This window comes from Bacillus sp. AC266, from assembly GCF_979253805.1.
This window is the reverse complement of the sequence record NZ_CEEDEC010000001.1, coordinates 1,018,195-1,032,829: the sequence shown is the minus strand read 5'-3', so window position 1 is coordinate 1,032,829 and position 14,635 is coordinate 1,018,195. Positions and strand designations below refer to the sequence as shown.

Annotated in this window: 13 protein-coding genes and 1 pseudogene; 12 read left to right on the top strand and 2 right to left on the bottom strand. The window is 32.8% G+C overall.

The features are described 5' to 3' along the window. Positions 1–68 precede the first annotated feature (68 nt). A complete protein-coding gene (locus AC0IXC_RS05280) occupies positions 69–722 on the top strand; it encodes an MBL fold metallo-hydrolase (RefSeq protein WP_002031870.1) in 654 nt (217 codons plus the stop codon). Positions 723–848: 126 nt separating this feature from the next. On the opposite strand, the gene AC0IXC_RS05275 is transcribed toward AC0IXC_RS05280, so the two are convergent. Then, entirely contained in the window at positions 849–1,472 is a 624-nt protein-coding gene (locus AC0IXC_RS05275; protein WP_471652674.1) for a TetR/AcrR family transcriptional regulator, read from the bottom strand. Between the two features lie 122 nt (positions 1,473–1,594). Here AC0IXC_RS05275 and AC0IXC_RS05270 point away from each other — a divergent pair, with 122 nt between their 5' ends. The 7 genes and pseudogenes from AC0IXC_RS05270 to AC0IXC_RS05240 all read left to right on the top strand — a co-directional run bounded on the left by AC0IXC_RS05270 (position 1,595) and on the right by AC0IXC_RS05240 (position 10,094). Next, positions 1,595–3,829: an MMPL family transporter gene (locus tag AC0IXC_RS05270; protein WP_328068374.1), complete on the top strand. Its 2,235-nt coding sequence runs from the start codon at positions 1,595–1,597 to the stop codon at positions 3,827–3,829. Positions 3,830–4,277: 448 nt separating this feature from the next. Beyond that, entirely contained in the window at positions 4,278–5,858 is a 1,581-nt protein-coding gene (locus tag AC0IXC_RS05265) for a spore germination protein (RefSeq protein WP_002031867.1), read from the top strand. Continuing rightward, a complete protein-coding gene (locus AC0IXC_RS05260; protein WP_326996787.1) occupies positions 5,855–6,958 on the top strand; it encodes a spore germination protein in 1,104 nt (367 codons plus the stop codon). Before AC0IXC_RS05265 ends, AC0IXC_RS05260 begins: the two co-directional genes overlap by 4 nt. After that, positions 6,942–8,147 (top strand): Ger(x)C family spore germination protein, encoded by a 1,206-nt coding sequence (locus tag AC0IXC_RS05255; protein ID WP_033709055.1) that lies wholly within the window; start codon positions 6,942–6,944, stop codon positions 8,145–8,147. Before AC0IXC_RS05260 ends, AC0IXC_RS05255 begins: the two co-directional genes overlap by 17 nt. Positions 8,148–8,345: 198 nt before the next feature. Then, positions 8,346–8,444 (top strand): annotated as a pseudogene (locus AC0IXC_RS05250) (GNAT family N-acetyltransferase); the annotation flags it as partial. A 54-nt stretch (positions 8,445–8,498) separates the two neighbouring features. Further along, a complete protein-coding gene (locus AC0IXC_RS05245) occupies positions 8,499–9,395 on the top strand; it encodes a GNAT family N-acetyltransferase (RefSeq protein WP_471652673.1) in 897 nt (298 codons plus the stop codon). Between the two features lie 186 nt (positions 9,396–9,581). Next, the gene (locus AC0IXC_RS05240) at positions 9,582–10,094 is read left to right on the top strand and encodes a GNAT family N-acetyltransferase (protein WP_002141729.1); all 513 of its coding nucleotides are present in this window, start codon (positions 9,582–9,584) and stop codon (positions 10,092–10,094) included. A gap of 228 nt (positions 10,095–10,322) precedes the next feature. Here AC0IXC_RS05240 and AC0IXC_RS05235 read toward each other — a convergent pair whose 3' ends face one another. Beyond that, positions 10,323–11,213, bottom strand: coding sequence for a DMT family transporter (locus AC0IXC_RS05235; protein ID WP_471652672.1), 891 nt, complete (start codon positions 11,211–11,213; stop codon positions 10,323–10,325). A 114-nt stretch (positions 11,214–11,327) separates the two neighbouring features. On the opposite strand from AC0IXC_RS05235, the gene AC0IXC_RS05230 reads away from it, so the two are divergent. The 4 genes from AC0IXC_RS05230 (at position 11,328) to AC0IXC_RS05215 (ending at position 14,615) form a co-directional block, all read left to right on the top strand. After that, the gene (locus AC0IXC_RS05230) at positions 11,328–11,945 is read left to right on the top strand and encodes a helix-turn-helix domain-containing protein (RefSeq protein WP_471652777.1); all 618 of its coding nucleotides are present in this window, start codon (positions 11,328–11,330) and stop codon (positions 11,943–11,945) included. 485 nt (positions 11,946–12,430) lie between these two features. Then, positions 12,431–13,381 carry a hypothetical protein gene (locus tag AC0IXC_RS05225; RefSeq protein ID WP_471652671.1) on the top strand — a complete coding sequence of 317 codons (951 nt, stop codon included), beginning with the start codon at positions 12,431–12,433 and terminating at the stop codon, positions 13,379–13,381. 241 nt (positions 13,382–13,622) lie between these two features. Further along, positions 13,623–13,772 (top strand): aspartyl-phosphate phosphatase Spo0E family protein, encoded by a 150-nt coding sequence (locus AC0IXC_RS05220; RefSeq protein WP_098767787.1) that lies wholly within the window; start codon positions 13,623–13,625, stop codon positions 13,770–13,772. A 114-nt stretch (positions 13,773–13,886) separates the two neighbouring features. Next, a complete protein-coding gene (locus AC0IXC_RS05215; protein ID WP_326996783.1) occupies positions 13,887–14,615 on the top strand; it encodes an alpha/beta fold hydrolase in 729 nt (242 codons plus the stop codon). The last annotated feature ends 20 nt before the right edge of the window (positions 14,616–14,635 follow it).

Sequence of the window (14,635 nt, the reverse complement as noted above, 5' to 3'; positions counted from 1 at the left end):
TTAGAATTACTTGTTTATCAGGCCAATTTTTAGATTTCAAAAATTTCATTATAAAGGAGAATAATGTTATGGAGATTGCTAAAGGGGTAGAGATGTTACATCTTGAATTTCAAGAGTATATTATTCACCCAATTCTTTTATGGGATGATGAAATGGCAGTTTTAATAGATACTGGATTTCCTGGACAAATTGAAGATATACGAATAGAAATGGGTAAGGTTGGAGTATCGTTTGATAAACTAAAAGCCGTGATTTTGACGCATCAAGATATAGATCATATAGGTAGTCTTCCTGAACTATTACAAAACTGTGGAAGTAATATAAAAGTCTATGCTCACGATCTAGATAAGCCATATATCGAGGGGGAGTTACCTTTGTTGAAGGATGCACAAGTACAGAATCCACCAAAAGGAAAAGTGGATGATACTTTGGTTGAAGGCCAAGAACTTCCATATTGCGGTGGTATTCTTATTATTCATACCCCAGGGCACACTCCTGGTCATATTAGTTTATATTTGAGACAAAGTAAAACTCTTATCGCTGGGGATTCAATGTATAGTGTAAACGGAATTTTAGGGGGAATTCATGCCCCAACTACTTTGGATATAAAAGAAGCGCAAAATTCTTTGAAGAAGTATTTAAATCTAGAAATTGATTCTGTAGTTTGTTACCATGGTGGATTAAGTAAGGGGAATATAAATGCACAAATTCAAGAGCTATAGATAAGAATTTTTTGTTAATCGGTGCTAAAGTATAATTTAATTGCTAGTATATAAATAAAACCCTTAAATTAATAAAGAGCATGTTTGAAGGAATTTCAAATATGCTCTTTATTAAATATAATCAATTTAATTTTGATGACTTAATCCATTCCAATAAAACGAAACGATTTCTTTTGCTAATTCATCTATATTTGCAAGAGTAGGATTGTGATTCTCATCTTTAAAATTCCCGATTGATAATAAAGCGACGAAAGCATGGGCAGCAAATTTAGGATTTCCTTTAGGAATTTCTCCAAGGAGAATTGCGTTATCTAGCGCTTTTTCCAACACTTCATACATGTTATCCTCGGCATTTTTTAATTCCTTTAATTGCTTTTCAGATAAAGAAAGTTTTGCATCTTTCATAAAATTATTCATATCAATATCCATCGTTGCGTGTAAGTATACTGTAGCAAAGTTCAATAATCTTTCTTCCAAAGTTTTATTCGTAGAGAGTATTTGATCCATATTTTCTCTTATGCGCACCATCATTTGAATCATAGTAGCGGTAAATAGATCAGCTTTTGTTGAATAGTAATAGTAGACAGTTGCTTTTGTAACTCCACATTCTTTCGCGACCTCATCCATTGAAACAACTTGATAATTTTGAGTGAGAAATAACCTAGTTGCAACTTCTAAAATGATTTCTTTTGTAGACTTTGTATTTTTATTTTGACGAGGCCTTCCGAGAGGACGTTGTTTTTGATCCAAATACATTCGCTCCTGACATTTATTATTGAGATAATTATAACATAATTTTTTAATCATTCTTGATTAATTAACCGACCAGTATATATAATTAATATTGGAGGAAAAAAGGAAGGTGGGGTTTTATGAAAAAGCACCCGTTACATATGTTAGGGAGGCTTGTAGCAGGGAAGAATACGCAATGGATAACTTTATCGGTATGGATTCTTATTACATTAGTACTTTCATTTACGTTACCACAAGTAAACAGTACGAAAGAACCGAATCCGAAAAATTTACCTGAAACAGCTATGTCACAGCAAGCTGAAGCACTTATGAAAAAAGAATTTCCTAATAATGCAGGAAACCCGTTGTTAGTTGTATGGCATCGGGATGGTGGATTAGAGTCAAAAGACTACAAATTAATACAGGACGTTTATAAAGAGTTAAAAACGGACCCTTTAAAAGAACAATCATTGTTACCACCATTTGATACAATTCCAGAGCAAGTATTATCAAAAAGTGCATCAAAAGATGGTACATCATTTGTCACACCAATATTTTTTAATAAATCTGCTGGAACGGATATATTAAAAGGTAATTTAGAAGAGTTACGAAAAATAGTGAATAGTAAAGTGGATGAAGATCCGTTCAAACAAAAAATTACCGACTCTGGTTTACATGTTCGATTATCTGGACCTGTAGGTATTCAAACGGATGCGGTAAGTTTATTTAGTCAAGCTGATGTGAAATTATTAGTTGCTACTGTACTACTAGTATTGGTTTTATTAATTTTACTGTACCGTTCACCAATTTTAGCAATTTTACCTTTACTCGTTGTTGGTTTTGCATACGGAATTATCAGTCCGACACTGGGCTTTTTAGCAGACAATGGATGGATTAAAGTAGATGCACAGGCTATATCGATTATGACTGTCTTACTGTTTGGAGCAGGAACGGACTATTGTTTATTTCTTATTTCAAGATATAAAGAGTACTTGCTAGAAGAAGAAAGTAAGTATAAAGCATTGCAACTTGCGATAAAAGCATCAGGTGGAGCAATTATAATGAGTGCACTTACTGTAGTATTAGGGTTAGGAACGTTATTACTTGCTCATTATGGAGCTTTTCATCGATTCGCAGTTCCATTTAGTGTGGCTGTTTTCATTATGGGAATCGCTGCTTTAACGATTCTTCCAGCATTATTATTAATTTTCGGTAGAGTTGCATTTTTCCCGTTCATACCGAGAACAGCTGAAATGAATGAAGAGTTTGCAAGAAAGAAAAAGAAAGTAGTAAAAGTAAAAAATACTAAAGGATTCTTTAGTAAAAAACTTGGGGATATTGTTGTACGTAAACCGTGGACAATTATTATGCTAACCGTATTTTTATTAGGAGGCTTGGCTTCATTTGTACCGCGTATTCAATACACGTACGACTTATTAGAATCATTCCCGAAAGATATGCCATCACGCGAAGGATTTACATTAATTACGGATCATTTTTCAGCTGGAGAATTAGCGCCAGTAAAGATTGTAGTTGATTCAAAGGGAAAAGATTTACCTATTAAACAAGAAATAGAGAAATTATCTTTTGTTAATAAAGTGAAAGAGCCAATGAAGGGAAAAGAAAATAATCAATTGCAAATGTATGAAGTTTCTTTAGTGGAAAACCCATACTCAATTGAAGCATTAGATCAAATCCCTAAATTGAAAAATAGTGTAGAAAAGGTATTAAAAGATGAAGGAATTAGTAAAGCTGAGAATCATTTATGGATTGGCGGAGAAACAGCTTCCTTATATGATACAAAGCAAATTACTGAACGGGATGAAGCGGTTATTATTCCGGTTATGATTAGTATCATCGCTTTACTTTTACTCGTGTATTTACGTTCAATCGTTGCGATGATCTACTTAATTGTAACTGTCGTTTTATCTTTCTTCTCTGCATTAGGAGCAGGCTGGATTTTACTGCATTTCGGTATGGGAGCTCCCGCGATACAAGGTGCGATACCGTTATATGCATTCGTATTTTTAGTTGCTTTAGGAGAGGATTATAATATCTTTATGGTTTCTGAAATATGGAAGAATAAAAAGAAACAAAATCATTTAGAATCAGTTAAAAATGGTGTTATACAAACAGGTAGTGTAATTACATCCGCAGGTTTAATTTTAGCAGGAACATTTGCAGTATTAGGTACATTACCAATTCAAGTTTTAGTTCAATTCGGTATTGTGACAGCAATTGGTGTATTGCTAGATACATTTATTGTAAGACCACTGCTTGTACCTGCGATTACAGTCGTTTTAGGACGCTTCGCTTTTTGGCCAGGAAAGCTTTGGAAAGAAGAAAAGCAATTACAAAAAGAAGATACTTTATAAAAGAAGATATTTTATAAAAGAAGGTTGCCGATAAAGTCAGTAAAACTGATTTTTAGGCCACCTTCTTTTTTGTTGGTCTGATATAGAATGATCATTTTGAATATACAATGAAAAATATAGATGAAATGTAAAATGAAGTTTTAAGTGCATTAAAATTTTTCTTATCAGACATAATAATTCGTAAGAAATTCCAATTGAGTGAGGAATTTCTAAAATTATTTATCGTTATAGGATGATTAAAATGTGGGACATGATTGTTTTGTATGTACCTGAGTGGAAAGTTTTTATACAAGCCTTTATCGTACTATTTATTCCATATATAATTTCAAGATTTTTTAGTTGGATTCGCACATTAGAAAAAGAATAATATAACGAACTACATTCAAGTGAAAACAAATATTGATATGTAAAGAAGAATGGTATAAGAAGCTTTTTTGGAGAAAGAGTGATGAAGGTGAAAGCTCAAGATTCAATGGTTAATCAAAGAAAAGATCAAAGTAATACATATGAAGATGAGCCCACTAAAGTTCCTGAATCCTATTTTACAGGTAATTTCAATTTAGATTTAGAGGTTATAAAAAAAGAGGCTCTTGATAATTCGGACGTTTATTGTCGAGAGTTTAATATCGGCGGGACTAGCATCCGGGCAGTTCTTGTTTTTGTAGAAGGATTGTCAGATAAGGATCTTATTGATATGCACATTATGAAATCATTAATGTGTAAGTTTCCTGATGAGTATAAAGATGAATCGTCTAATATGAAAGATAGTGTTTCAAAAGAGTTTATTAAAAACCGAGTTCTTCCTATTAGTGGAGTGGAAGAAGTGCAATCTGTGCAAAAAATGATGTCAAAGGTGTTAATGGGTTCAACGGCGTTATTTATTGATGGACTATCAGATGTATTAATACTTAATACAAAAAAAGGGAAAACACGCAATGTTGAAGAGCCGATATCAGAGGGGACGGTCAGAGGTCCACGGGTAGGTTTCACAGAAGTTTTGTCGGATAATACTGCTTTGTTACGGTTACATGGTGAAAACGAAGGATTATCTTTAATAAAGTTTCATGTGGGAGAACGAGCAAAAAAAGAATTGGTCGTTGCCTTTATGAAAGAGATTGCTGATTCGGAATTAGTAGAAGAAGTTAAGAAGAGAATTCAGAAAATTAATATTGATAATGTGCCAGAGTCAGGTTATGTAGAACAACTTATTGAAGATAATTATCTAAGTCCTTTTCCGCAAGTACAGAGTACGGAACGCCCTGATAAAGTAATCGCTGCACTAATGGAGGGAAGGGTTGCAATTCTATTGGATGGAACACCTTTTGCGTTAATTGTTCCGGTTACATTTAGTATGATGATGCAATCACCTGAAGATTATTATGAGCGCTGGATACCAGGTACGCTGATTCGGTTATTACGCTTTGTAACAGCCTTTATTGCTCTTTTTGCTCCAGCTCTGTACATTTCATTTATATCGTTTCATCCCGGATTGATTCCGACTAAGTTAGCAATTTCAATTATAGGAGGACGAGAAGGCGTCCCGTTTCCTGCAATTATAGAGGCCTTGTTTATGGAAATTGCTATCGAAATTCTACGAGAAGCAGGGCTGCGATTACCTAAACCAATTGGTTCAGCAATGGGAATAGTAGGAGGGTTAATCATTGGACAAGCTTCTGTAGAAGCAGGAATTGTGAGTCCAATTATGGTAATCATTGTGGCGGCCACAGCTATTTCTTCTTTTGCACTTTCTCATTATAGTACAGCAATTCCATTACGTATTCTTCGCTTTGTAGCTATGTTTTTTGCTTCTGTATTTGGATTATATGGAGTTGTGCTATTTTTCCTCTTTATATGTAGCCATATTGCAAGGCTTAAAAGTTTTGGTGTCCCTTATGCTAGCCCAGCTGTCTTATATCAATTTACTGATTGGAAGGATTTTATGGTTCGTATGCCAATTCAGATGATGAAGCGGCGTCCGAAAATGTTGAAATTAAAAGACTATGTACGGAAAGGAAGTGAAGAGGAATGATTACGAACTCAAAGGATAAAATTCCTACTTCACAAGCAGCTGTTATTCTTATCAATTATATACTTGCGATCGGAATTCTCACTTTACCTAGAACCGCGGCTGAGAAAGTGAATACACCTGATGTTTGGATAACGGTTATTTTAGGTGGATTAATTGCGATGGTTGCGGGTGTAATTATCGTGAAGTTAAGTCAACAATTTCCTGAAAAAACATTTTATCAATATAGCCAAGAACTTGTAGGGAAATGGCTTGGAGTGTTAATTAGTTTATTGATTATCGGTTACTTTTTTACACTCGCTTCATTTGAACTAAGAACGTTGGAAGGTATAACAAGTTTCTTTCTACTAGAAGGTACGCCTGACTGGGCTATTATTATGCCATTCATGTGGATAAGTCTTTATTTAAATTTAGGCGGAATAAATGCGATAGCACGTTTATTTGAAATTATTTTTCCAATTACAGTTTTTATTTTTTTAGTGACATCTTTTATGAGCACTGGAATATTTGAACTCGATAATCTTCGTCCTGTATTAGGATTAGGTATTGTTCCTGTACTAAAAGGTCTAAAAACAACAACTATGGCATATTCGGGAGCGGAAATTATGTTGTTACTATTAGCATTTATGAAGAAGCCATCTCAAGCTGTAAGGGTTGTAATAATTGGCACTATGATTCCTTTATTTTTTTATGTCATTACAGTTGTAATGGTTATTGGTGCGTTTTCTATCGATGGGGTATTGATGAGAACATGGCCTACAATTGATCTTATGAGAAGCTTTGAAATTCAAGGGTTAATTTTTGAACGGTTCGAATCTTTGCTATTAGTAATATGGATAATGCAAATTTTTGCAACATATACGATTTGTTATTATGCAGCTGCTTTAGGATTAGCGCAGCTTTTTAATAAAAATATTCATTCCTTCTTGTATGGATTACTCCCAGTAACATATATCGTTGCCGCAATTCCGAAAAACATAAATGAGTTATTTGAATTTGGAAATATGATTAGTAACGCAGCAATAATTTTATTTGGTATTCTTCCGTTTCTTCTCCTTATGATTTCGAAGGGGAGGAAAAAAAGGCATGAACCAAAATGTTAAAGGTAGAAAAAATATAATTAGAATAATGTCAATCGTTTTTCTCTTATTACTGACAGGATGCTGGAGTAGTCATGAAATTGAGGAGTTAGGTTTCGCCGTAGGTATAGCAATAGATAAAGAAAAAGAAACAAAGATTGAGAAAGAAATTGAAGAAAAGGGCGGTGGATATAAAAAGAAGAATTTAATAACAACCACCTACCAATTTGTTAAAGCACAATCATCATCAGATGGAGGGAAAGGTGGAGTATCACAACAAAAAGGTTATATGAATGTTGCAGAAACAGGAGATTCTCTTCATCAATCAATACGTGAAGTTGCATTAAGAAGGCAAAGGCCTATCATTTTTCATCATACGAAAGTAATAGTTATTAGTGAAAGTATTGCTCGAACATATAATTTAACGCAGTTATTGGACATCTATGTTCGTGATAATGAAATGAGACCTAGTTGCCTTATTATGGTTAGTAAAGGGCTAGCTAGTGATGCGTTAAAATCAAAAGAATCAGGAGAAATTCCAGCATTTCGCTTGATTGAAATCGAGGATAATGAATATAGATCCTCACGAATTTTACCGCCGATGCCACTTGCAAAACTACCAGGAAAGGTGAAATCCGGGGCGAGTTTTCTTTTACCAAATGTGATTTCTATAAACGGAGAAGTGAAATATGTAGGTGCTGCTGTAATTAAAGGGCGTACAAAAAAACTTCGTGGATTTTTGAATGAAAATGAATTAGAAGGCTTAATGTGGATCACTGCAAAAGGGAAAAGTGGCTTAGTGAAAAGTTATGATAAAAAGACGAAAAAATTAGTTATGTATGAAGTGAAATCTATGAAAAGTAAAATTACGCCCCATGTTAAAGGGGATAAAATCTCTTTCGATGTCAATGTGCAGTCTGTGGGACGGCTATCTGAAAACTGGTCTGAATCAGAGGAAGCTTTTAAAAATACATTTCTCAAAAGGACGGAGCAATCTGCGGAGCAAGAAGTGAAGCGATTAGTGAAGCATACATTACAAAAAATTCAAAAGGAATATAAAACTGATGTCGCTGGCTTTAATACTAGTTTGAAAATCGAGTATCCAAAAGTATGGAAGAAAGTTGAAAAGGATTGGGATAAAGTGTTTAGTAAGGCACCAATTAAATATAATGTTAAGCTAACCATTGAAGACTATGGTACGGAAGGCGCATAACGAAGAAATAATTAAAAATATACAAAAGCTCTGAAGCATGAATTTTTTATAAAAATGCTCCAGAGCTTTTTATTGTGCAAGTTTATTGTATTTAGCAAATGAATGAGAAGATAAATATCCCGTTTTAATATTCTTTATTTTGTAATTATTTATAAATGCTAGTAAATATAATCGCTAAAAATAGGAGTAATGAATGGAAAATTAGATTGGGTAAATGTATTGGAACCATTTCATCCAAGTAAAGATGATGTTCCTTATGTAATAATGGGAAAAGTATTAAAAACAAAAGTGAATTAATAACTTTGTTGTACATATAAGTTATTGGTTTGTAACATTTAAGGGGAAAACAAAATGACGATAATATCTATTGAAAAAGCTACAATTTTAGATGCTGAAAAGTTGACAGAAATAATGAAAAGAACATTCGATGAAGAAGCAAAACAATGGTTGTGTAATCAAGATGGTGTAATTGATTATAATATTCAACCACCAGGATATTCATCAGTTGAAATGATGAAATATTCGATTGAAGAACTGGAATCTTTCAAAGTGATAATGAATAAAGAAATTATCGGGGGAATTATAGTTACGATTTCTGGTAAGTCTTACGGTAGAATTGATCGTATATTTGTAGATCCTAAACATCAAGGAATAGGAATTGGAGCACAGGTTATTGATTTTATAGAAGAAGAGTTTACAAGCGTAAGAATTTGGGATCTTGAGACGTCTAGTAGACAGATTAATAATCATCATTTTTATAAAAAAATGGGCTATGAAACAATTTTTGAAACGGAAGATGAGTATTGTTATGTGAAAAAAATAAAGATAGCTTTAAGCGAAGAAAACTTAGTTAAAAATAAAGATATGAAAAATGGTCAATACGAAAACTGTAATTTGGCAAATACAGAGTATTATCAAGTAAATTTAAAAAATAGTTCATATGTTAGCAGTAATGTAAGTCAATCAACCTTTAGAAATATTAATTTTAGAAATTCCTCATATGCAGATTTAAATATTTCTGGCAGTAAATTTAATTTTGTGACTTTAGGTGGAGTTCAATTTAGAGATACAAGCCTTGGAGAGGATAAAGATCCTATTTCATTTGATAGATGTGATTTGGAAAGTACTACAATACGTAGTAGTAATCTGAAAAATATTGAAATAGAAAATTGTGATATTACTGGTATGAAAATAAATGGTATTTCAGTAGAAGAACCGCTTGAGTTGTATAATAGGGTAAAAAATTAAATAAAAAATCACTTAGCATATTCTAAGTGATTTTTTCATTTTGAACGAGAGGGAATATAAGAGATGATGTTCAAAAAGCGAATATTATATCGAAATAATTATATAAAAATAACACAAAGAAATAAGGGTTGGCAGGATTTTAATATGGGATATTAGAATATGAATATTTGAATGGAGGGGAAAAAGATGGAGATTAACGTTAGAGCAGTAGAAACACAAGATGCTAGAGCAATTCATCGTATATGCATACAAGATGATGTTTTACCTTATATGGTTTTCTTACCTAGTATGCGTGTAGATGCAATGGAGAATAGAATTCGAAATTTAGCACAGAATCAATTTGAATTTGTAGCAGAATATGATGGAGAAGTTGTTGGATTTGTCGGTTTAACCCAAAGTCCAGGGCGAAGATCTCACTCGGGTGATTTATTCATCGGAGTAGATAGTGAGTATCACAATAAAGGAATTGGAAAAGCACTTCTTACAAAAATGCTTGATTTAGCTGATAATTGGCTAATGTTAGAGCGAGTGGAGCTTGGTGTATTAGAAACGAATCCTAGAGCCAAAGTATTATATGAAAAATTTGGATTTATCGAAGAGGGTGTAAAGGTTGGGAATTTGAAGGCTCATGGGAAATTTGTTAACGAAATCATGATGAGTCGTTTTAGACCAAATGGTTTGATTGTACATAATAAATAGGTGTGTAAATTGAACAGAAATATCGATTTGTTTTGAAAAAAGTATGGCAAACTAATGTCATGCTTTTCTTGTTTATCCCGCTATTTGTGGGCAGTAAAACTCCCACCTCAAAATTTGGCTGGAGCAAAGAAGTTATGTGGGAGTCGGGCTGCCCGTAAACGCCCGATTGGTGAAGGCTAATAATCAGTGGGGGATGAATAAAATCCCCACTGATTATTAGCCTTCACTTTATAAATTGTGATTCAATTGTTTCGGTTGTAATAAAAATATGGCTAATCCAATGAAAATAAGTAGAATTCCTAGTCCTTGCTGTAAAGAAATTGTTTCATCTAAAATGAAATAGGCTAAAATACAAGTTCCAATTGTCTCTCCTAAAATACTCATCGAGATAACAGTAGCGCTCATCCATTTTAATAACCAATTGAAAATTGTTTGTCCTAAAATCGTTGCAATGAATGCAAGACCTATAAAGGACCACCATGTTTGTGCAGTGTAATTGAAGAAAGATGACTGCTGTGTGTAAGCAAATATACCGAGAAAGAGTGAACTACTGCCATAACTAATTACCGAGTACGGTATTAGGGATAGGTCTTTACGAACATATTGACTGATGAAAAAGTAAGCTGTTATGACACCAGCAGCAATAAAAGCTAAAATATCGCCGTATAAAGCCTCACCACTAATTTGAAAATCTTTCCACCCAATCACGATACTTCCTGAAATTGCAATAAGGCAGCCTATAATCGCACCTTTCGTAAACCGTTCCTTAAATAAAAAATAACCACCGACCATTGAAAATAAAGGTTGCAACGTTACGATAACTGTAGAACTTGCTATGGAAGTATACTGTAATGATTCAAACCATAGTACATAATGAGCTGCTAGAAATAATCCAGATAAGAGTCCAAATCCCCATTGCTTTTTTGATAATGAGCGAAGTTCGCTTCGATTGTTTGTATTAAATATTAGAAACGGTAAAAGAATTACCGTAGCAAACAATAATCGATAAAAAGCAGTGATTGCTGCAGGGGCATCGGCTATTTTTACGAAGATAGCTGAAGTAGATAAGGCGAACACGCCGAAAAATAAGATGAAATATGAAAGAATAGGTGATTTCAAAGTTTGTCCCTCCGATTGGTTGTTTATTATAATGAACTGTATATAATATAATGTACAAAAGTTAGTATATAAGCCTAAGATGAAATAAGGAAGGATTAATTGCCACTGTTTAGTATGTCAGTACAAAAGGGACAAAAGATGTATTATGATGGACGAAAGGAAGTTGTAACAATGATTCATTATCGGCTAGGTCAAACTGTTTTAAGTTATCGTAAGAAAAATAATATGACAATTCGTGAATTTGCTGATTATGCAGGAATCAGTACTTCACTTATTAGTCAAATTGAAAGAGGACATGCCAATCCTTCTTTAAATGTATTGGAATTAATAGCGAAAGCATTAAATGTACCGCTGTTTACTCTTTTTATTAATGATATTGATACAGACTCACTTATTTCTAAGAAGAAAGATCGGAAAAAAGTATATCGAGAAAATAATGATCATATTGTTTATGATGTGTTAACACCAGATTTTATGAAAGCTCGCATTGAAATGTTAATGATGGATTTAAACGGATATGCAAATACAACAGAAAGTCATTATTCCCACGAAGATAAGGAAGAAATTGCAGTTGTAATGAAAGGGGAAGTGTATGTGGAATTGGAAGGGAATGAATATTTTTTAGAAGAAGGAGATGTTGTGCGTATTCCACCGAACGTGAAACATAGATTTTTGAATAAGAGTGATGAAATGAATCACATCTTATTTGTATTAACACCTTCGTTAAGCTAAGGAAGTAGCTTAAGGATACATACTAAGTGGTAACATAATAGAAAGTATCAATTACATAAAGATTCGCGTGTATAATAAAACAACTATCTATAAATACATACACATTTGATTTTCACATTGTATGTTTAAGAAGATGAGAGATTTGACAAAAAATAAGATAGTTCCATGACTATCAAACCAAATAATTCAGATAAAAAAAGAGTGAAAATTTTTAAGGATTTGGCAGGAGTAAAACGAGAGATTGTTCGTTATTTATTTCATAATCAAAACAAACACAATTGTGGAAGATTGAGACTGCATTAGGGATGAATAAGTATCATCTCAAAATATTATTAGAAGCAAATTTAATTCTTGTTGAGCGACAGGGGCAATTTTAATTTATAACTGTAAAGGAGGAAATTTTTCAAGAGTTTTCACCTGGCTTTTTGCCGACTTTGTAGATGCTAAAAAACCATTTTTATTAGGGTTTAGAGGGGATAAGAGAGATGGAAAATATAAGTGTATTAAAAGATGGGCTTTCAATTATATCTCAATGTAAAAAAGAAACAAATGATATTTGGCATGCACATTTCGGAGCAGCTGCCATTGCTAGTTATTTTTTTACGAAAAACAATAACATTGATGAAAAAACTGCCTGTAACATTTATTCTCAAGCGAAAATGATGCTCCATAAGCAAAGGTTAGGCGAAACAATTGATAATAAACAAGGTGTCGATTATCAAAGTGCTGAAGAAACGATAATTAAATCTTTGGAACAAACGATTGATGAACTCCATTGGGTTGGTCATAATGTAATTTACGCTTCTTTAAGTTTACTAGCCATTAAGGAGTTAAGTCATTGGGGGAGTGAGCAAGATATTAATAATATAGCAAACCTTATATTATCGTTTCAAAAAACAATTCCCGGTAGATCTTGGATTGGTTTTACAACTCAAGAAGTAAAGCAACTAATTATAAATAATGAGGAGATTCAAAGCGAAATTAAAAACCCGAAGCAATTATCTGATTTTATTTTAAGTGAATTATCTGAATTTAACGTTATATATAAGGCAGAATCACATCACGATTTAATTGGTCATATGCTTACCTTCTCACATGCGATTAATATATTATATGACTTAGGGCATATAGAATTATTTCAACGAGGAATAAAACCACTATTAAAGCTAGTTTATGTACTTAGAAAAAGTCGCAATTTAATGCCGAATGCCCAAATAATATTGAATTCTCCTGTAGATCGTTTACCTCTTACAAAAGCAAAAAAAGTTGATACACTTCCGCTAGATAATGCATTCTGGCTTAAAGACTACAGCGAATTTAATTGGGATTTTGGACACATATTTAAATTTTCATATAGTTATTTTGATCACTTAACAAGGGTTCCAGAATATAAAGATAAAACATTTGAGAAATTCTGTTGTATTATTAATGAGTAAAAGTGTCTAACTTTAAATTAATAGTAAATGGTACACATTCATAAACTAACATATTTATAAAAAATGGTAGAAAATTATAATGACCTGTAATAATAGGCTTAGTTTAAGTCTCTTTTTTTGTTAGTAGTATATTGTTTTTTCAAATATGTAAGATTTTACATTAGCATGAGACTTTTACTTATTATGTAAGTAGGCTATACTAAAATACATATATTTTGAAATTGGAGCGAATAAAGACGACATGGAATTAGTGAAGTTAGAAAAAGTAATTGAATTGAAAAAAGAAGAATTATTGAATCTAGTCTCAAATTATGGACTTCAACATGAAAAAGTAATAGCACTCAGCCAAGAAATTGACAAATTAATAAACTGGTTTATGTTTTTAAAATAGAAAGAACTATGACGTGAGTTGAATATGTTATAGTTCTTTTTTATTTGGTAATTTAGAAATATATTCGATATACTATCAATAAATAGAATATTCAGTTTCAAAGGAGGGGGATAAATGATACTACATACGCATATTTCAGGTGAAGGGGAACCAATTGTGCTTTTACATTCTGGTGGTATGACAGGTTTAGTAGAGTTTGAAGAACAGGTAGAATTTTTTACAGAAAAACAATATAAAGTAATTCGTCCTGATTTGAGGGGACATGGAGAATCAGGAGGTACATTAGATAATTATTTTCTTTGCTCTGCTGATGATTTGAATGATACACTAGAACATTTGCAAATTAATCGTTGTCATATAGCGGGTGTTTCACTAGGGGGGATAGCCGCTTTATTATTTGCAAAAAAATATCCAAATAAAGTGAGGACATTAACTTTTTCAGGTATCTTTCCTATTGAGCGAGATAATTGGGAAGAGTCTCAGGAGTATGAAGTAAAGTGTCATCAACAGTTGATGGAAAATGAAGAAGTTGTAACTTATATGAATCAAATTCATGTAAAAAGTGATTGGAAAGGGTTGCTGAAATCGTGGCAAGTTAAGGAGTGGTACCCATTTCATGAAACAGGTGATGTAGCTAATCTTCAAGTACCTACACTGTGTATTGTTGGGGGAGATTCAGCAGATGAAGTTACAGCCGCTACAACGTTTAAACAATTAAACAACAATATACATATTGCTGTTATTCCGTTTGCAGGTCATTTAGTGCATAATGATCAGCCTAAAATATATTCATATATATTGTCTAATTTCTTACAGAATGCGCAAGCTGCTAGTCGACTATGATAATTTTTGGTTATAATAAT

Excerpts from the sequence above, each read along its gene's own strand:
- AC0IXC_RS05230 (WP_471652777.1), top strand. The coding sequence starts at position 11,328 with ATGTCAGTACAAAAGGGACAAAAGATGTATTATGATGGACGAAAGGAA.
- AC0IXC_RS05270 (WP_328068374.1), top strand. The coding sequence starts at position 1,595 with ATGAAAAAGCACCCGTTACATATGTTAGGGAGGCTTGTAGCAGGGAAG.
- AC0IXC_RS05225 (WP_471652671.1), top strand. The coding sequence starts at position 12,431 with ATGGAAAATATAAGTGTATTAAAAGATGGGCTTTCAATTATATCTCAA.
- AC0IXC_RS05215 (WP_326996783.1), top strand. The coding sequence starts at position 13,887 with ATGATACTACATACGCATATTTCAGGTGAAGGGGAACCAATTGTGCTT.
- AC0IXC_RS05255 (WP_033709055.1), top strand. The coding sequence starts at position 6,942 with ATGAACCAAAATGTTAAAGGTAGAAAAAATATAATTAGAATAATGTCA.
- AC0IXC_RS05260 (WP_326996787.1), top strand. The coding sequence starts at position 5,855 with ATGATTACGAACTCAAAGGATAAAATTCCTACTTCACAAGCAGCTGTT.
- AC0IXC_RS05265 (WP_002031867.1), top strand. The coding sequence starts at position 4,278 with ATGAAGGTGAAAGCTCAAGATTCAATGGTTAATCAAAGAAAAGATCAA.
- AC0IXC_RS05245 (WP_471652673.1), top strand. The coding sequence starts at position 8,499 with ATGACGATAATATCTATTGAAAAAGCTACAATTTTAGATGCTGAAAAG.
- AC0IXC_RS05280 (WP_002031870.1), top strand. The coding sequence starts at position 69 with ATGGAGATTGCTAAAGGGGTAGAGATGTTACATCTTGAATTTCAAGAG.
- AC0IXC_RS05240 (WP_002141729.1), top strand. The coding sequence starts at position 9,582 with ATGGAGATTAACGTTAGAGCAGTAGAAACACAAGATGCTAGAGCAATT.
- AC0IXC_RS05220 (WP_098767787.1), top strand. The coding sequence starts at position 13,623 with ATGGAATTAGTGAAGTTAGAAAAAGTAATTGAATTGAAAAAAGAAGAA.